The following is a 19135-nucleotide window of genomic DNA, read 5'->3' on the forward strand; positions in this document are numbered from 1 at the left end:
TCGCAAGGTCAAATTTATTTGCCTGCGCATCCTTTACACTGGCGCACAGTCGCTCCGGCAAACCATGAGGCCAGAACATGAGTATCCGTAATCTCGACAAGCTGTTCAAGCCGGCCTCGGTGGCCCTGATCGGCGCCACGGCGCGCGAACGCAAGCTGGGCGCCATCGCCCTGTACAACCTGCTGGGCGGCGGCTACCAGGGAGATATCTGGCCCGTCAATCCCAAGTACGACGAGCTGATGGGCCTGAAATGCTACCGCAAGCTGGCGCACCTGCCGAAGGCGCCGGACCTGGCCATCATCTGCACGCCGCCCGCCACCATCACGGCGCTGATCCGCGAACTGGGCGCGCTGGGCACGCGCGCGGCCATCGTCATGACGTCGGGCCTCGACCCCGTGCGCGAGCAGTCGCTGCGCCTGGCCATGCTGAAGGCGGCCAAACCGCATTTGCTGCGCATCCTCGGTCCCAACAGCATGGGGCTGCTGGTGCCCAAACTGGGTTTGAACGCCAGCTTCGCCCATGTGGGGGCGACGGCCGGCAAGATCGCTTTCGTGTCGCAATCGGGCGCGCTGGTGTCGGGCGTGCTCGACTGGGCCAACGCGCACGGCGTGGGCTTTTCCAAGTTCATTTCGCTGGGCGCCAGCTACGACATCGATTTCGGCGACCTGCTCGACTACCTGGCCGGCGACATCGACACGGCCGCCATCCTGCTGTACATGGAAGATATCCAGGCGGCGCGCAAATTCATGTCGGCGGCGCGGGCCGCCGCGCGCAGCAAACCCGTGATCGTGCTGAAGGCGGGGCGCGAGGCGGAAGGCGCGGCCATGGCGGCCTGGCATACGGGCGCGCTGGCCGGCTCCGACGCCGTCTACGACGCGGCCATCCGCCGCGCCGGCATGCTGCGCGTGTATTCGGCCGAGGAACTGTTCGATGCCGTGGAAACGCTCACGCACATCCGCTCGCAGCGCGGCGAGCGCCTGGCGATTTTGTGCAACGGCGGCGGCCTGGGCGTGATGGCCACCGACGCGCTGGTGAGCAGCGGCGGCAAGCTGGCCGAGCTGTCGCCCGATACCGTGATCGCGCTGGAAAAGGCGCTGCCACGCGGCTGGTCGCACGACAACCCCGTCGGCTTGCCAGGCGACGCGGCCGTGCAGCGCTATGCCGACGCCATCGTGCCCCTGCTCGACGAGCCGCAGGCGGACGCCTTGCTGCTGCTGCACGCGCCCACGGCCATGGTCTCGTCGATCGACATCGCCGAAGCCGTCACGCCGCTGATCAAGGCCACCTCGCGCACCGTGCTGTCGTGCCTCCTGGGCGGCACCACCGTGGCGCCCGCGCGCCAGGTTTTTAATCGCGCCGGCATTCCCACCTACGACACGCCGGAAAAGGCCGTGCATGGCTTCATGCAGATCGTGCAGTACCGGCGCAACCAGGAAACCCTGATGCAGGTGCCGGCGCAGCTGCCCATGTCGGCCACGCCGCGCCGCGCCAGGGTGCGCGAAATCGTCGCCGCCGCGCTGGCGGCAGGCCAGACGGTGCTCGGCGAATGCCGCTCGAAAGAGATTTTGGCCGCCTACGGCATACCCGTCGCCACCACGCGCATGGCGGCCGACGTGGAAGAGGCGCTGGCCGTGGCGGCGGACATCGGCTATCCCGTCGCGCTGAAGATCCATTCGCCCGACATCGCGCACAAATCCGATGTCGGCGGCGTGGCGCTCGACCTCGATACGCCCGACATCCTGCGCACGGCCGCCGCCGCCATGCTCAAGCGCGTGCGCCGCATGCGGCCCGACGCGCTGATCGACGGTTTTACGGTGCAGCAGATGGCGCGCCGGCCGCAATCGCATGAATTGATCGTCGGCGTCACGACGGACGCCGCCTTCGGCCCCGTGATATTGGTGGGGCAGGGCGGCATCGCCGTCGAAGTGACGGCCGACCACGCCATCGGCCTGCCGCCGCTGAACATGGTGCTGGCGCGCGACATGCTGGCGCGCACGCGCGTGTCGAAATTGCTGGCCGGCTACCGCAACCAGCCGCCGGCCGACATCGACGCCATCTGCTACACGCTGATCCAGGTGGCCGAGCTGGTGGCCGACATCGGCGAGCTGGCCGAACTCGACATCAACCCGCTGGTGGCCGACGCGGACGGCGTGATCGCCCTCGACGCGCGCATTCGCCTGCAGCCGGGCCAGCAGCGCGACCGCCTGGCCATCCGCCCGTATCCGCAGGAGCTGGAAGAGCAGGTGACGTGGATGGACCAGTCCATCCTGCTGCGCCCCATCCGCCCCGAGGACGCGCCGCAGCACATGGATTTGTTCCACGCGCTGGACCCGGACGATGTGCGCCTGCGCTTTTTTACCTCCATGCGCGAGCTGCCCGTGTCGCAGCTGGCGCGCCTGACGCAGATCGATTACGACCGCGCCATGGCCTTCATCGCCACGCACACGGGGCCGGACGGCAAGCCGGAAACCCTGGGCGTGGTGCGCGCCGTGGCCGACCCGGACAACATCCACGCCGATTTCGCCATCGCCGTGCGTTCGGCCCTGAAGGGCAAGGGCCTGGGCCACATCCTGTTCGAAAAGCTGGTCGATTACTTCCGCAGCCGCGGCACGGAAGCGCTGGTGGGCGAGGCGATGGCGCGCAACAAGGGCATGCAGCGGCTGGTGAAAAGCTTTGGCGGCGAAGTCACACCATCGGAAGAGCCCGGTGTCGTCGACCTGCATATCGGCTTGCGCGCGCCGTAAAAGAAAGCGCGGCTGGCCCGCTGCGGGTTTGTGCAGGATCAAACCCATCGCTGTCGGTAGTCTTTACACTTTCACTTCCAGGATCAGACATCCAGCGCGTTTTCGGGAGTGAGTGCATGCTTACGGCAACATATATATTGGTTTCCCTGTCAGTGGAACAGGCCAGCATCCGCATGAGCCTACTGGCCTTTCAGAAGTACATGCATGTGCAGCTGCGTCACCAGAGCAGACTCAGCCTGGCGCAACTGCAGTATGCGGGCGACTGGCTGAGCCGCTTGTACCAGGGCGGCTACTGGCGCAAGGTGGAGATGTACCTGATCCCCGCCATCCGCCAGGCCGCGCCGCATGCCGATGGCTTGCTCAATGAAATCAATGGCTTGAACCACGTGGCGCTGGAAAGCATCAACGCGGTGCAGCAGCGCGCGGGCGCCGCCATCGACCATTCCGAATTGCAGGCCGGGCAGCTGTGCGCGGCCATCGACGCCTTTTGCGCAGCCTTGCTGCAGCGCCTGGAAAAAGAAGAGCGCGAACTGTTCGCGCTGGCGCGCAAGGTCATCGTGGGCGAAGCGTGGTTTGCCATCGCCTACCAGTTCCTCGCCCACGATGCGCGCGCGCAGGAAGCGCGCCGCGGCAAGGCGCAAGTGCTGCCCTTTGTTTTGCCGGCGCCTTTGCCGACATCCTTGCCGGCGCCGGGCGCGCCTGCCACCGACGGGGAAAGCGTCGAGGCCGGCGGCGCGTCGGCGCAGCTTGCACCGTCACCGCCGCTGCGCGCGCAGGCTTGAACGGTTAGCGAGCGCACACCCCGGCAGGCCCGCCTGTGCCGGGGTGGTTTTATCGCCGGGTACATGGCGCCGTCATAGGGAAAAGATTCATTTTATTCATTTGATAACTTGTTCAGCCCTGTCCGATGCAATACCCCGGGCTTTGTTATGATGGTGGTTTTGATCCACGCGAAACCCGTCATGTTCGAATTTCTCTTCAAGCGTTCTGCCAGCAAGACTGCCGTCCCCGATCCTGTCGTGGCAGAACAGGCCGCCGCCTCGGCGCAGAGCGCATCGCGCCGCGCCGAACAGGTTGCGCGTGCCCATGCCGTGGCGGGCGACGAAGCCGCCGCCTGTGAATTCATCCTGTCCAGCGAATTTGCCGATGCCCGCCTGATCGCGGCCGAACACGTCCATAGCTTGCCCCTGCTGGAAAAAGTCCACCATGCCATGCGCAATACGGACCGCCGCGTTGCCAAGCTGATGCAGGGCCGCATCGACCTGATCCGCCATCAGGCGGCCGAGACGCAACGCGCCCAGGCCAGCATCGATACGGCCCAGCGCCTGTTGAACGATGATAAGCTGAGCCCGAACCAGGTAGCCGAGCTGGACCGTCAATGGCAAGTCATCAAGGCCACGCCCGAGCTGGAGAGCGCCTTTGCCACCGCGCGCGCCGCGCTGGCCGCCCGCCTGGAAGCGCAAGTGTTGCTGCAGCGCGCCGTGATCGATGCCGTCGCCGCGGCGCGTGCCTTGGCTGCCAGTGGCCAGTCCGCCGGCGAGCTGGCCCAGGCGCTGGCCCGCCTGGACGCGGAACATGCGCAGCATGCGCAATCGCCCGAGCGCGCCTCCTTGCCGAAACACCTGGAAACCGATTTCACGCAGGCGCGCGAGCAGGCGCAGTCCGCCTTGCAGGCGCTGCAGCAGCACCAGGCCGTGTTCGACGCGCGCCAGCTTGCCCTGGCCGAATGGCAGGCGCAGGACGCCGCCACCTTGGACGTCGATGTGCTGAAACGTAGCTGGCAAGCCTTGCCGCGCCTGCCGGAATCGCCATTGTCCGACAGCCTGCAGCAGCAATTTGCGGCCCTGCTGGCCAGCGCGCCAGCGCCGGTCGTCACTGCCGCAGCCGTGGACGCGCCAGCGCATGCGGAACCGGCGCCGCGCAAGCCGCGCCAGGAACACGCGCCCGTGTCGAAGGAAGCGACGGAGCAGTTCTTCAAGGTGCTCGACGCCATGGAAGCGGCCTTGCAGGAAGGCTTGCTGCACGTGGCGTCCGAGCATGACAAGACCTTGCGCGATAGCAAGCACGGCCGTTTGACGCCTGCGCAAGCGGATCGCCTGGCCCATGTGCGCGGCGAGTTCAAGCGCCTGGCCGACTGGGCGCGCTGGGGCGGCAACGTGTCGCGCGAGGAACTGGTCAAGGCGGGCGAGGAATTGCCGGCGCAGCAATTACCGATGGCCGAGCTGGCCAAGAAAGTGGGTAGCCTGCGCGAGCGCTGGAAGTCGCTCGACACCTTGTCCGGCCCCGCACCGAAATCGCTGTGGGAGCGTTTCGACGCGGCCTGCAGCGTGGCGTATGCGCCGGCGGCCCAGCATTTCAAGCAATTGGCCGAAGAGCGCCACGGCAATGCGGCCAAGGCTCAGGAACTGATCGCGGAAACGGCTGCCCTGGCGGCAGAAGAGAGTACCGACTGGAAACATGTTGCTTCCGCCTCGCAGCGCCTGCGCCAGGCCTGGACGCGCCTGGGCACCATCGACCGCAAGGAAAAGAAACGCCTGGACGCCGAGTTTGGCGCCGCGCTCGATGCCCTGTCGAAGCCGCTGGACACGCAGCGCCAGATCGAGACGGCCCGCCGCGAACAATTGATTGTCGAAGTGGGCTTGCTCAAACCATCGGAACGCAACACGGTCGACATGCTCAAAGCCTTGCAGGATAAATGGCAGGAGCTGGCGAAAGCCTTGCCGCTGGAACGCCGCGCGGAACAGGCGCTGTGGCAGCGTTTCCGTGCCGCCTGCGACGATATCTTTGCCCGGCGCAAGGAAACGGCCCACGCGGCCGACCACGAGCGCCGCGAACACCTGCATGCGCGCGAAGCGCTGTGCGCGGCGCTGGAAACGGCCGTCGTGCCCGAGGGTGACGACAAGGCCCGCACGGCCTTCATCAATCACTTGCTGCGCGATACGCGCGCCGCCTGGAACGCCACGGGCCCCGTGCCGCGCGCCAGCGAAGCGAAGATCGAGCAGCGCTACCAGGCGGCGGTTGCCGGCGTGCAAGCGCAGGCGGACGCCATCGCCGAGCGCGCCGGCGCGGCCCAGGCCAATGCCTTGCGCGACAAGCTGCGCCTGGTGCAATCGCTGGAAGCGGCATTGGCCGATGGCAGTGCCGGCGCCGACGCGCAAGCGTGGAGCGAGCGCTGGAGCGCCTTGCCGCCGCTCGACACCCAGTACGAACGCAGCCTGCAGCAGCGCTTTGCCGCCGCCCAGGCCGCGCTGGGCGAGGGCAGCGCCGCCTACGCGCAGCAGTTGCAGGCCAACCAGCAGCGCCTGCTCGCTGAAGTCCTGCGTCTGGAAATCGTCGCCGGCGTCGACAGCGGCGCCGAGTTTGCCCGCGACCGCTTGAAGATGCAGGTGGAAGTGCTGCAATCGTCGCTCAAATCGGGCCAGAAGCCGCTCACGCAAGTGTCGCAGCTGATGCAGCTGTGCGCGATCGCCGCCGCCACCGATGCGCGCACGGCCAGCCGCATCGAAACCCTGCTGCGCCGCATCGGAGGCAATGCGAAATGAGTACCTCCGTCCGCATCCAGCAAGCCGATTTTGACTTGACTCAAGAAATTGCACAATTGCGTGCAGGCAACCCCAAGGTGGGCGCCGTCGTCGGCTTCGTCGGCACGGTGCGCGACATGAACGAAGGGCTGGACGTGGCCGCGATGGAGCTCGAGCATTATCCGGGCATGACGGAAAAGTCCATCGAAGCCATCATCGAGCAGGCGCGGGAGCGTTGGCCCCTGTCCGGCGCGCTGGTGATCCACCGCGTGGGGCCCTTGCTGCCGCAGGAGCAGATCGTGCTGGTGGCCGTATCGTCCGCCCACCGGGGCGAAGCGTTTGCCGCCTGCGAATTCATCATCGACTACCTGAAGACGGAAGCGCCGTTCTGGAAGAAGGAAGACACGCCGGAAGGGGCGCGCTGGGTCGATGCGCGCGACAGCGACGCGACGGCCCTGGACAAATGGACGACAAACGCAAGCCCCATTTGAAGCGAACGCGCCCCGCACCGTAGCATTTGCCAAAATGCATCAGTTTTCTGCTTTGTGTATGCTTGAAAAGTACTGCCTCACCCCAATTTGGTTAACAACTAATTAACCGGGAGCGCTTTTCATGCGACAAGATAAACTGACCACCAAGTTACAGGAAGCCCTGGCCGATGCGCAAAGCTTGGCCGTGGGCAACGACAACCCCTATATCGAACCAGTCCACCTGCTGACGGCCCTGTTGAACCAGGACGACGGCGGCGCCCGCTCGCTCTTGCAGCGGGCCGGCGTCAACGTGGGCGGCCTGTCCAAGGCCCTGGGCGCGTCGATCGAACGCTTGCCGAAGGTCTCGGGCACAGGCGGCGACGTGCAGGTGAGCCGCGAATTCGTGGCCTTGCTGAACCTGGCCGACAAGGAATCGCAAAAGGCGGGCGACCAGTTCGTGTCCAGCGAAATGGTCTTGCTGGCCATGACGGACGACAAGTCCGACTGCGGCAAGCTGGCGCGCGAAAACGGCCTGACCCGCAAGGCCCTGGAAGCGGCCATCGACGCCGTGCGCGGCGGCAACAAGGTCGACTCGCAAGAAGCCGAAGGCCAGCGCGAAGCCCTGAAAAAATACACGCTGGACCTGACGGAACGGGCGCGCAAGGGCAAGCTCGACCCTGTCATCGGCCGCGACGATGAAATCCGCCGCACCATCCAGATCCTGCAGCGCCGCAGCAAAAACAACCCTGTGCTGATCGGCGAGCCGGGCGTGGGCAAGACGGCCATCGTCGAAGGCCTGGCGCAGCGCATCGTCAATGGCGAGGTGCCCGAATCGCTGAAAGGCAAGCGCGTGCTGGCGCTGGACATGGCCGCCCTGGTTGCCGGTGCCAAGTTCCGCGGCGAGTTCGAAGAGCGCCTGAAATCCGTGCTCAAGGAACTGGCCATGGATGAAGGGCAAACCATCGTCTTCATCGACGAGATGCACACGATGGTGGGCGCGGGCAAGGCCGACGGCGCGATGGATGCCGGCAATATGCTCAAACCGGCGCTGGCGCGCGGCGAGCTGCACTGCGTGGGCGCCACCACGCTCGACGAGTACCGCAAGTACATCGAGAAGGACGCCGCGCTGGAACGCCGTTTCCAGAAGGTACTTGTCGACGAGCCGACCGTGGAGGCGACGATCGCCATCCTGCGCGGCTTGCAGGATAAATACGCGCTGCACCACAAGGTGGAAATCACGGACGCGGCCATCATCGCTGCCGCCGAGCTGTCGCACCGCTACATCACGGACCGCTTCCTGCCCGACAAGGCGATCGACCTGATCGATGAAGCGGCGGCGAAGATCAAGATCGAGATCGATTCCAAGCCGGAAGTGATGGACAAGCTGGAACGCCGGCTGATCCAGCTCAAAATCGAGAAGGAAGCCGTCAAGAAGGAAAAAGACGAAGCATCGTTGCGCCGCCTGGGCCTGATCGACGAGGAAATCGTCAAGCTGCAGCGCGAATACAATGACTTCGAGGAAATCCTGAAGGCGGAAAAGGCCGTGGTGCAGGGCAGCACGCACATCAAGGAAGAGATCGAGCAAGTCAAGCTGCAGATGGAGCAGGCCACGCGCGAAAGCAACTGGCAGAAAGTGTCGGAGCTGCAGTACGGCAAGCTGCCGCAGCTGGAAGCCCAGCTCAAGCAGGCCGACAGCGGCATGCCGAAACTCGACCCCGACCAGCCGAAATTGCTGCGCACGGAAGTGGGCGCCGAGGAAATCGCCGAAGTGGTGTCGCGCGCGACGGGCATACCCGTGTCGCGCATGATGCAGGGCGAGCGCGACAAGCTGCTGCACATCGAAGAGAAGCTGCATGAGCGCGTCGTGGGCCAGGATGAAGCGATCACGGCCGTGGCCGACGCCATCCGCCGTTCGCGCGCCGGCTTGAGCGATCCGAACCGTCCCTATGGTTCTTTCATGTTCCTGGGACCGACGGGCGTGGGCAAGACCGAGCTGAGCAAGGCGCTGGCCACCTTCCTGTTCGATACGGAAGAATCGATGATCCGCATCGACATGAGCGAGTTCATGGAGAAGCATTCCGTGGCCCGCCTGATCGGCGCGCCGCCCGGCTACGTGGGCTACGACGAGGGCGGCTACCTGACGGAAGCCGTGCGCCGCAAGCCGTACAGCGTGATCCTGCTCGACGAAGTGGAAAAGGCGCATGCCGACGTCTTCAACGTGCTGCTGCAAGTGCTCGACGACGGACGCATGACGGACGGCCAGGGCCGCACGGTGGACTTCAAGAATACCGTCATCATCATGACCTCGAACCTCGGTTCGCACAAGATCCAGGCCATGGAAAGCGATGACCCCGGTGTCGTGAAGCTGGCCGTGATGGCCGAGGTGCGCGCGCACTTCCGTCCCGAGTTCGTCAATCGCATCGACGAAATCGTCGTGTTCCACGGCCTCGACGAGAAAAACATCGGCGCGATCGCGAAGATCCAGCTGAAGATCCTCGAAGAACGCCTGGAGCGCATGGACATGCGCCTGAGCCTGACGGACGCTGCTTTGCAGCAAATCGCCGAGGCGGGCTACGACCCGGTGTATGGCGCCCGTCCTTTGAAACGGGCGATCCAGCAGCAGATCGAAAATCCGCTGTCGAAGCTGATCCTCGAAGGCCGCTTCGGCCCGAAAGACGAGATCCGCATCGACGCCCAGAACGGCAACCTCGTGTTTACCGGGGCGCAAGTGGGGCTGGACAAGGTGTAATGCTGTCTGGTCAGTCCCTGCGGGATTGGAAGCTATTTCATTGGGGGTAGCTTCCCCCGTCGGGTCTGACCCCAGTTTTACGGCATTTGCATTGAGGAAGATTTGCGACGATTTGCGACGTCTAACAAAACCGTAGCGAGCGGCAGTGATTTGTGGCAGAGAAGCGCAACCGTACTCTAGTACGGTGAGCATCGCAGGCCGCAAAGCGCGACGCGCAGTAGGTTTTGTTAGACGTCCTCAGGCAGGGCGGTATCAGGCTAGACCTGATGCCGCCCTTCTTGCTATCATCGTCACTATTTTCTGATGACTTCTGGAGGCAGCACGATGGCAAACACATGGCAAGCAGGACGGCGCATTGGACTGGGACTGACCTTGGCGGCGGCCGTACTGGCCCTGCCTGTCCAGGCCCAGGAAGAGAAGGTGCTGAACATCTACAACTGGTCGGACTATATCGGCGACGACACGATCAAGAATTTTGAGAAGGAAACGGGCATCAAGGTACGCTACGATGTTTTCGATAATAACGAAATCCTCAATGCGAAACTGGTGGCGGGCAAGTCCGGCTATGACATCGTCGTGCCGACGGCCCAATGGGCGCGCCTGCAGATCGATGCGGGCCTGCTGCGCAAGCTCGACAAGAGCAAGCTGACGAACCTGGGCAACCTCGATCCGAACCTGCAGGCGAAGCTGTCGAAGATCGACCCGAACAACGATTACCTGGTCGACTGGCTGTGGGGCTACACGACGGTGGGCATCAACGTCAACAAGGTCAAGGCCGCGCTGGGCGGCATGCCCATGCCCGACAACGCCTGGGATTTGATCTTCGACCCGAAATACGCGGCCAAGCTGAAATCGTGCGGCGTGTCCTTCCTCGACTCGCCGTCGGAAGTGCTGCCGGCCGCCCTGCAATACCTGGGCAAGCCCGCCTATTCGAAAACCGCCGGCGACTACCAGGAAGCGGGCAAGGTGCTGCAGGCGATCCGTCCCTACGTAACCCTGTTCAGTTCGTCAGGCTATATCAATGACATGGCCAACGGCTCCGTCTGCGTCGCGCTGGGCTGGTCGGGCGACATCAACATCGCGCGCCAGCGCGCCATCGACGCGAAGAATGGCAATGTGATCCAGGTGCTGGTACCGAAGACGGCCGCCCTGATGTTCGACACCATGGCCATTCCCGCCGACGCGCCGCATCCGAACAATGCGCACCTGTTCATCAACTACATCTTGCGCCCGCAAGTGCATGCCAGCCTGAGCAACAAGGTGTTCTACGCGAATCCGAATCCGGCCAGCATCAAATATGTGCGCAAGGACATCGGCGAGAACAAGGCCATCTTCCTGCCGGACGCCGACAAGCAGCGCATGGCCGCGCCGGAAGCGACCACGGCCGATATCCGTCGCTTGATGACGCGCATCTATACGAAGTTCAAGACGGGAGTGTAATACGGGAGTGTAAGACGGAAGCGTAAAAACAAGGATGGCGCGAGGGACGGGCCTGGTTGGCCGTCGCTGGCGCCATGCGATAGTGCCGAGGTGAACGCTACTCGTGATAGCGGTCCATCAGCTTATGGTGGCTGCCGCGCATTTCTTCGACCAGTTCAAAGGCGACAAAGCCGATGATGGCGGCGAAGATGGCGATGAAGAGAAAAACGAGGAAGGTGATTAACATGGTCTTTCAGCCGCCGTTGGACGGCCGTCCGCTGGGTTGCTCAATGTGCCGGAGCAGCGCGCCAGCACGTAGTTGATGCAATTAAACTCTAGCAGATCGGCAGCGCTTTACAAGGCTGCTGAGTTGTGAACTCCGCCAGTATTTGTCCCAGCGCATTTTTTGCGCATTTTCCTTATTTCACCGCCAGGTCATGCGCCATCACGGCTTTCAAATAGACACTGACGGGGTCGCCTGGCTCGCGCTGCGGGAACCTGGCCATGCTGCGCTGGCCCTGCGCATTTCCTTGTTTTATTTCACCACCAGGTCGTGCGCCATCACGGCTTTCAAATAGACGCTGACGGGGTCGCCTGGCTCGCGCTGCGAGAACCACCACGCGCTGGCCTTGCGCATTTCCCATTCCTGCTCTTCGCCCGTCAGCAGCAGGGCGGCCGCCTGGCCCAGAGTGGGCTGGTGGCCGACGATGAGCACGGTTTCCTTGCCGCCGGGCCAGTTGGCCGCCTTCAGGATGTCTTCCGCTTCGGCGCCGGGCGCCAGTTCCGGCATCAGCTTGAACTTGCGCCCCAGCGCCTCCGCCGTTTGCAGGGTGCGCAGGGCGGGGCTGACGAGGATGCGGCAATTTTCCGGTAGTTGCGAGGCCAGCCATTCCCCCATGCGGCGCGCCTGTTTCTGGCCTTTGACGGTCAGGGCGCGTTCGAGGTCGGGGAGGCCCGGCTCGGCTTCTGCGTGTCGCCACAAGATGAGATCCATGCTGTACTCCTGTGTGTAGAGTTGCCTATTCGCCGACCTCCGCGCCCGGCGTGCCCAGTGTGTGCATCAGGTATTGCTGGGCGCTGAACGGCATCTGCTTGCCGCGCGGCTTGCGGCGCGCATAATGGCCCGTCGGCTCCAGCTCCCATGCATTGGTATTATCCTTCAAATATGGGTTCAAGCCCTCGGCGATCACGCGCCGTTTCAGCGCCCGGTCCAGCACGGGGAAGGCCACTTCCACCCTGCGGAACAGATTACGGCTCATCCAGTCGGCGCTGGCCAGGTAGACATCGTGCGCCAGGTCGTTGCGGAAGTAGTAAATGCGGCTGTGTTCGAGGAAACGGCCGATCACCGAGCGCACCTTGATGTTTTCCGACAAGCCCGGCACGCCCGGCTTCAGGGTGCAGGCGCCGCGCACGATCAAGTCGATCTTCACGCCATCGGTCGAGGCCGCATACAGGGCGCGGATCACGGATTCATCGACGAGCGCGTTGACTTTCACGATGATGCGCCCGCGCCGGCCTGAACGGGCGATCTTCGCCTCGTTGCGGATGGCCTTGATGATTTCGCTTTGCAGGCCGAACGGCGCCAGCCACAAATGGTTCAGGTTGTGCGGCTTGGTCAGGCTGGTCAGGTGGATGAACACCTCATTGACTTCCACGGCCAGGTCCTGGTTCGCCGTCAGCAAACCGAAGTCTGTATACAGCTTGGTGGTCGTCGGGTGGTAGTTGCCGGTGCCCAAGTGGGCGTAGAAGCGCAGCGCGCCTTCTTCGCGGCGGATGACGAGCGCCACCTTGGCATGGGTTTTCAGACCCACGACGCCGTACACGACTTGCGCGCCCGCCTGTTCCAGCTTGTCGGCCCAGTTGATATTGGCTTCTTCGTCGAAACGCGCCATCAATTCCACGATGACGGTCACTTCCTTGCCCATCTTCGCCGCCGTGATCAGCGACTCCATCAAATCCGAGTTCATGCCCGTGCGGTAGATCGTCTGCTTGATGGCGACGACGGACGGGTCGTAGGCGGCGCTGCGGATGAAGTCGATCACCGTCTGGAACGATTGATACGGGTGGTGCAGCAGGATGTCGTGCTTGGTCAGCGCGGCAAAGATGTCGTTGCCGATGGCCTTGTGCGCGAGGCCCGGGAAGAACGGCGGGAAGCGCAGCTCCGGCTGCTTGACGTGGTCGATCATTTCCGACAGGCGCACCAGGTTCACGGGGCCGTTGACGCGGTAGAGGCGGCTTTGATCGAGGTTGAACTGGTCGAGCAGGAATTGCGACAATTCTGGCGGGCAATTGCGCGCCACTTCCAGGCGCACCGAGGTGCCGAACTGGCGCCCCACGAGTTCGCCTTTCAGGGCCTGGCGCAAATTCTTGACTTCGTCCTCGTCGACCCACAGGTCGCTGTCGCGCGTGACGCGGAACTGCGAATAGGCAATGACTTCGCGCCCGGCGAACAAATCCGAGATATGCGCATGGATGACGGAAGATAACAGGCAGAAGGACACGCCATCGCCGGAAATGTCGTCCGGCAGCTTGATGACGCGCGGCAAGACGCGGGGCGCCTTGACGATGGCGATCGCCGTGCCGCGCCCGAACGCATCCTTGCCGCTCAGCGAAACGATGAAATTGAGACTTTTATTGACGACCTGCGGGAACGGGTGGGCCGGGTCCAGGCCGATAGGCGTCAGCAGCGGGCGCACTTCGCGGTCGAAATACTGCTTGACCCAGGCGCGCTGCGCATCGTTGCGGTCGTTGTCGCGCAGCAGGTGCACGCCCGCTTCGCGCAGGGCCGGCAAGACTTCGCTATTTAATATGTCGTACTGGCGTTCCACCAGCGCATGGCATTCCTTGCCGATGCGCTCCAGGTTGGCCGCCAAGGCAGGGTGGCCGGCCAGCGAACCGCCGATGCTGCCGGCCGCCAGCAGGCTGGCCACGCGCACCTCGAAGAACTCATCCATGTTGCTGCTGACGATGCACAGGTAGCGCAGGCGCTCGAGTAGCGGAATGTTCGGGTCCTCCGCCTGGGCCATCACGCGCCGGTTGAAAGTCAGTTGCGACAGTTCGCGGTCAAGCAGGATGCCCGATTTGGTCACTTCCGTGTGCAGTTCAGGTTTCATATTCTTTTGTCTTTGCAGATAGTTAATTCTAGCCGTATTTCATCATGTATGACGCGTTGTGAGTGTAATCATGAAATATGACGTAAGCGTGACATAAGCTGTCATAAAGCGTCGCCCGTCCTGTCATTTTTCTCGCCAAAAAGAGCAATTCCCGGGGCGTAGCCAATTATTTCAGGATTTTTTACCCATGTCATAAAGCTGTCATATTCGCTTGCTAGACTGCGCAGCATTCAACCGGGACTTTGAGCCCTAACAACCCTGAGGACTTGATATGCAAATGAAGCAAATGTTCAAATTTATCGTCGTGGGTGCTTCGGCAGCGATGGCATTTTCTTCCGCTTCCGTCATGGCGGCAGATATGACAGGTGCTGGTGCAACCTTCCCGTACCCGATCTACGCCAAATGGGCCGAGACGTACAAAGCCAACACGGGCAACGGCCTGAACTACCAGTCCGTCGGTTCCGGCGCTGGCATCAAGCAAATCAAGGCCAAGACTGTTGAATTCGGCGCCTCCGACATGCCTTTGAAGGCGGAAGAGCTGGAAGAAGCGGGCCTGATGCAGTTCCCGGCCATCATGGGCGGCGTGGTCACCATCGTCAACCTCGACGGCGTGACCCCAGGCCAGCTGAAAATGACGGGCAAGGTCGTTGCCGACATCTACCTGGGCAAGATCACCAAGTGGAGCGCGCCTGAGATCGCCGCACTGAACAGCGGCGTCAAGCTGCCGGACACGGAAATCACCGTGGTGCACCGTGCCGACGGTTCGGGCACTTCGTTCCTGTTCACCGACTTCCTGTCGAAAACCAACCCGGAATTCAAATCGAAGATCGGCGCTGGCTCGGCTGTGAAATGGGCTGTCGGCGTGGGCGGCAAGGGTAACGAAGGCGTGGCAGCCAACGTGCAGCGCATCAAGGGTTCGATCGGCTACGTCGAGTGGGCTTACGCCAAGAAAAACAAAATGTCGCACACCCAGCTGCAAAACAAGGACGGCAACTTCCTGCAGCCTGACGACGAAAACTTCAAGGCAGCCGCCGCTTCGGCACCCTGGACGCAAACCCCAGGCTTCGGCGTGGTACTGACCGACCAGGCTGGCAAGAACAGCTGGCCGATCACGGGCGTGTCGTTCATCCTGATGCACAAAGTCCAGGCTGACGCAGCCAAGGCAAAAGAAGTCCTGAAATTCTTCGACTGGGCCTACAAGAACGGCGGCCCTGCTGCCGTCGAACTGGACTACGTGCCAATGCCGGCATCGGTCGTGAAACTGGTGCAGGAATCGTGGAAAGCCAACCTGAAAGACGCATCGGGCAAAGCCATCTATTAATTTGATAGCTTGACCATGTAAATACCCATCCTTGTCCCCGCCAGCAGCACGGCGGGGCAGGGAGTTAGCCAGGACCGCCCGCAAGCCCTTGCAGACGCTCCTGGCTAAAAAATGAAAGTAAGTAAAAGAATAAAAGCAACGACGCCTGACAAAACCGTAGCGAGCGGAAGGGAGTTGCGGTCGAGAAGCGCAACTGTACGAAGGTACAGTGAGCATCGCAGGCCGTAAATCCCGACGCGCAGTAGGTTTTGACAGGCGTATTAAAACAGCACGACCGGCAGTACCACCCACATCTGGCACAATATGAGCGCACAATCTACCTCCTCCACGATCCCCATGCCAGGCGGCAACATGACCGATTCCATCAGTCACGCGCAGATGCTTTCCACCATGCGCAAGCAGCGCTTCCAGGATTTCCTGTTCCACAAGGTGACGATGCTGTTCGCCCTGTCGGTGCTGATCGTCCTGGTCGGCATCATCATTTCGCTGATCATGGAATCGATACCGGCCTTCAAGACCTTCGGCCTGCATTTCATCGTGTCCGCGGAATGGGACCCCGTCAATGACCAGTACGGCGCCCTGATCCCCATCATCGGCACCCTGGTGACGTCCGTCATCGCCTTGCTGATCGCCTTTCCCGTCAGCTTCGGCATCGCCTTGTTCCTCACGGAAATTTGCCCGGCCTGGCTGCGCCGCCCGCTGGGCACGGCTGTCGAGCTGCTGGCCGGCGTGCCATCGATCATCTACGGCATCTGGGGCCTGTTCGTGTTTGCGCCCCTGTTCGCCGACCACGTCCAGCCCCTGCTGAAAGCCACCCTGGGCAACGTACCTGTCATCGGCCAGCTGTTCAGCGGCCCCATGATGGGCATCGGCCTGCTGACGGCCGGCCTGGTGCTGGCCATCATGATCATCCCCTTCATCGCTTCCGTGATGCGCGACGTGTTTGAAATCGTCCCTGCCGTGCTGAAGGAATCCGCCTACGGCCTGGGCTGCACGCGCTGGGAAGTGGTGCGCAAGATCGTCTTGCCATACACCAAGACCGGCGTCGTTGGCGGCGTCATGCTGGGCCTGGGCCGCGCGCTGGGCGAGACCATGGCCGTGACCTTCGTCATCGGCAACGCGAATAAACTGTCGTGGTCGCTGTTTGCCGCCGGTAACAGCATCACCTCGCTGCTGGCGAACGAATTCGGCGAAGCGCAATCGTCGCTGCACGTATCGTCGCTGTTCTCGCTGGCCCTGATCCTGTTTGTCATCACCTTTATCGTCTTATCCGCCGCCAAGCTGATGCTGGCTGGCATGTCCCGCAAGGAAGGCACGAAATGAGCCAGCTCAGCCAAGTTAGCACCCACGAAGCGCCGGCCAAGCCGGCCATGAATCCCGTCTACCGCAAGCGCCTGCTGATGCACCGCGTCGGCATCGCCCTGTCGGTGGCCGCCATGGCCCTGGGTTTGGCCGTGCTCGTATGGATTTTGTTCACCCTGGTGATCAAGGGTTTCGGCGCCCTGTCCGTCGACCTGTTCACGCAAACGACGCCGGCGCCTGGCAGCGAAGGCGGCGGCTTGATCAATGCCATCGTCGGCAGCGCCCTGATGGTGGGCCTGGCCACCGTCGTCAGCACCCCGATCGGCATCCTGGCCGGCATCTACCTGGCCGAATACGGCGAAGAAAACAAGCTGGCGCAAGTGACGCGTTTCGTCACCGACATCATGCTGTCGGCGCCATCGATCGTCATCGGCCTGTTCGTGTATGCGCTGTACGTGGCCCACGTAAAACACTTCTCCGGTTACGCCGGTGCCATCGCCCTGTCGCTGATCGCCGTGCCGGTGGTGGTGCGCACGACGGACAATATGCTGCGCCTGGTACCGAACAGCCTGCTGGAAGCCGCGTTTGCCCTGGGCGCGCCGCGCTGGAAGGTCGCCACCCTGGTGCGCTTGCGCGCCGTGAAGGCGGGCGTCATCACCGGCGTGCTGCTGGCCTTGGCCCGCATCGCCGGCGAAACGGCGCCGCTGCTGTTCACGGCCCTGAATAACCAGTTCCAAAGCTTTAACATGAACGCGCCGATGGCCAACTTGCCGTCCGTCATCGCTTCGTTTGCGATGAGCCCGTACGACAACTGGCGCTCGCTGGCCTGGGGCGGCGCACTGCTGATCACCTTCAGCGTGCTGGCCCTGAATATCCTGTCGCGCACCGTGTTCAGCCAAAAAGTCCCACATTAAACAGATACCGAGCGAAGCGAACCCATATGAATACGCAAATGAATCCAGCCCAAGACCTGGCACCAAAGAAAAAAACCATCGAGATTTCGGGCCTGAACTTTTTTTACGGCAAAACGCAAAGCTTGCATAACGTCAACCTGGACATCCACGAGAAGAAGGTCACGGCCTTCATCGGCCCGTCCGGTTGCGGCAAGTCGACCCTGCTGCGCACCCTGAACCGCATGTACGACCTGTATCCGGGCCAGCGCGCGGAAGGCTCCATCCTGTACCGCGGCCGCAACGTGCTCGACGCCGACCAGGACGTCAACATGCTGCGCGCCAAGGTCGGCATGGTGTTCCAGAAGCCGACGCCGTTCCCCATGTCCGTCTACGACAACATCGCCTTCGGCGTGCGCCTGTATGAAGACCTGTCGAAGGGCGAGATGGACGAGCGCGTCGAGTGGGCCCTGAAAAAGGCGGCGCTGTGGGGCGAAGTCAAGGACAAGCTGACCAAGAGCGGCCTGTCGCTGTCGGGCGGCCAGCAGCAGCGCCTGTGCATCGCGCGCGGCGTGGCCGTGAAACCGGACGTCTTGCTGCTCGATGAGCCGACCTCGGCGCTGGACCCGATCTCGACCTCGAAAGTGGAAGAGCTGATCAGCGAACTGAAACAGGATTACACGATCGCCATCGTGACGCACAATATGCAGCAGGCGGCGCGCTGCTCCGACTACACGGCCTATATGTACCTGGGCGAGCTGGTGGAATTCGGCGAAACGGACCAGATCTTCATGAATCCGGCCCGCAAGGAAACGCAGGATTACATCACGGGCCGCTTCGGCTGATCCGCGCAGCGCTATACACAAGACAACTGAATACGGAGAGACAGCATGATAGGCGAACATTCATCCAAGCAATACGACAACGAACTCGAAGCGATCCGCTCGAAGGTGCTCCTGATGGGCGGCATCGTTGAAACCCAGTTCCTCGACGCGATGACGTGCTTTCGTATCGGCAATGCGGAACGCGCCGACCGCGTGATGCGCGAAGACGACGTCGTCAACCAGCTGGAAGTGTCGCTGGACGACGCCTGCAGCCATTTGATCGTGCGCCGCCAGCCGGCCGCCAACGACTTGCGCACCATCATGGCCACCATCAAGGTGATTACCGACCTCGAGCGAGTAGGCGACGAGGCGACCAAGATCGCCCGCGTGGCGAAGAATCTGCACAAGCGCGGCAACGCCGTCGTCAACCACTACGAAATGGTGCGCGGCATCGCCAACACGGCCACCGACATGCTGCACGATGCGCTGGACGCGTTCGCGCGCAACGATGGCAAGCAAGCCTTACAATTAATTGCACAAGACGCCATCATCGACCATGAGTTTCGGTCTATCATGCGCAACCTGATTACCTTTATGATGGAAGACCCGCGCACGATTTCGGCGGCGCTCGATACCCTGTGGGTGGCCAAGGCCATCGAACGGATCGGCGACCATGCGAAAAACATCGCCGAATACGTGATTTACGTGGTTGAAGGCAAGGACATCCGCCACACCAAGGTGGCTGCTCCCGCCATTTCCGAGGAGCTCCCTGAGTAAGCTTT

Annotated in this window: 14 protein-coding genes; 11 read left to right on the forward strand and 3 right to left on the reverse strand. The window is 62.6% G+C overall.

The annotated features are described in order from the left end of the window. The first annotated feature begins 77 nt into the window (after positions 1-77). The 6 genes from CBW66_RS10150 (at position 78) to CBW66_RS10175 (ending at position 10924) form a co-directional block, all read left to right on the forward strand. Positions 78-2744 carry a bifunctional acetate--CoA ligase family protein/GNAT family N-acetyltransferase gene (locus CBW66_RS10150; RefSeq protein WP_170932852.1) on the forward strand — a complete coding sequence of 889 codons (2667 nt, stop codon included), beginning with the start codon at positions 78-80 and terminating at the stop codon, positions 2742-2744. Between the two features lie 173 nt (positions 2745-2917). Next, positions 2918-3526: a hypothetical protein gene (locus CBW66_RS10155; protein ID WP_139841658.1), complete on the forward strand. Its 609-nt coding sequence runs from the start codon at positions 2918-2920 to the stop codon at positions 3524-3526. A 180-nt stretch (positions 3527-3706) separates the two neighbouring features. After that, on the forward strand, positions 3707-6286 hold the full coding sequence (locus CBW66_RS10160) for a DUF349 domain-containing protein (RefSeq protein ID WP_086138383.1): 2580 nt from the start codon (positions 3707-3709) through the stop codon (positions 6284-6286). After that, positions 6283-6756, forward strand: coding sequence for a molybdopterin synthase catalytic subunit MoaE (gene moaE, locus CBW66_RS10165; protein WP_086138277.1), 474 nt, complete (start codon positions 6283-6285; stop codon positions 6754-6756). Before CBW66_RS10160 ends, moaE begins: the two co-directional genes overlap by 4 nt. Positions 6757-6877: 121 nt before the next feature. Further along, positions 6878-9484, forward strand: a complete 2607-nt coding sequence (gene clpB / locus CBW66_RS10170; protein WP_086138278.1) for an ATP-dependent chaperone ClpB — start codon at positions 6878-6880, stop codon at positions 9482-9484. Positions 9485-9808: 324 nt separating this feature from the next. Then, positions 9809-10924, forward strand: coding sequence for a polyamine ABC transporter substrate-binding protein (locus CBW66_RS10175; RefSeq protein ID WP_086138279.1), 1116 nt, complete (start codon positions 9809-9811; stop codon positions 10922-10924). 97 nt (positions 10925-11021) lie between these two features. Here CBW66_RS10175 and CBW66_RS29685 read toward each other — a convergent pair whose 3' ends face one another. From CBW66_RS29685 to ppk1, 3 genes are all read right to left on the reverse strand, one after another. Further along, positions 11022-11150 carry a hypothetical protein gene (locus CBW66_RS29685; protein WP_256267160.1) on the reverse strand — a complete coding sequence of 43 codons (129 nt, stop codon included), beginning with the start codon at positions 11148-11150 and terminating at the stop codon, positions 11022-11024. A gap of 288 nt (positions 11151-11438) precedes the next feature. After that, complete coding sequence (gene sixA / locus CBW66_RS10180) at positions 11439-11897, reverse strand: phosphohistidine phosphatase SixA (RefSeq protein ID WP_070290771.1); 459 nt, start codon at positions 11895-11897, stop codon at positions 11439-11441. A 25-nt stretch (positions 11898-11922) separates the two neighbouring features. Then, the gene (ppk1, locus tag CBW66_RS10185) at positions 11923-14016 is read right to left on the reverse strand and encodes a polyphosphate kinase 1 (RefSeq protein WP_086138280.1); all 2094 of its coding nucleotides are present in this window, start codon (positions 14014-14016) and stop codon (positions 11923-11925) included. Positions 14017-14287: 271 nt separating this feature from the next. Between ppk1 and pstS the strand changes: the two genes are divergently transcribed. From pstS to phoU, 5 genes are all read left to right on the forward strand, one after another. Then, positions 14288-15337: a phosphate ABC transporter substrate-binding protein PstS gene (pstS, locus tag CBW66_RS10190; RefSeq protein ID WP_086138281.1), complete on the forward strand. Its 1050-nt coding sequence runs from the start codon at positions 14288-14290 to the stop codon at positions 15335-15337. Between the two features lie 351 nt (positions 15338-15688). Then, positions 15689-16660 carry a phosphate ABC transporter permease subunit PstC gene (gene pstC, locus CBW66_RS10195; RefSeq protein ID WP_170932853.1) on the forward strand — a complete coding sequence of 324 codons (972 nt, stop codon included), beginning with the start codon at positions 15689-15691 and terminating at the stop codon, positions 16658-16660. Beyond that, a complete protein-coding gene (pstA, locus tag CBW66_RS10200; protein ID WP_086138283.1) occupies positions 16657-17553 on the forward strand; it encodes a phosphate ABC transporter permease PstA in 897 nt (298 codons plus the stop codon). Before pstC ends, pstA begins: the two co-directional genes overlap by 4 nt. A gap of 26 nt (positions 17554-17579) precedes the next feature. Beyond that, a complete protein-coding gene (pstB, locus tag CBW66_RS10205; protein WP_034755069.1) occupies positions 17580-18374 on the forward strand; it encodes a phosphate ABC transporter ATP-binding protein PstB in 795 nt (264 codons plus the stop codon). Between the two features lie 45 nt (positions 18375-18419). Next, positions 18420-19130 (forward strand): phosphate signaling complex protein PhoU, encoded by a 711-nt coding sequence (phoU, locus tag CBW66_RS10210; RefSeq protein WP_086138284.1) that lies wholly within the window; start codon positions 18420-18422, stop codon positions 19128-19130. Positions 19131-19135: the final 5 nt, after the last annotated feature.

Source organism: Janthinobacterium sp. GW456P (genome assembly GCF_002127655.1).
Taxonomy (GTDB): Bacteria; Pseudomonadota; Gammaproteobacteria; order Burkholderiales; family Burkholderiaceae_D; genus Janthinobacterium.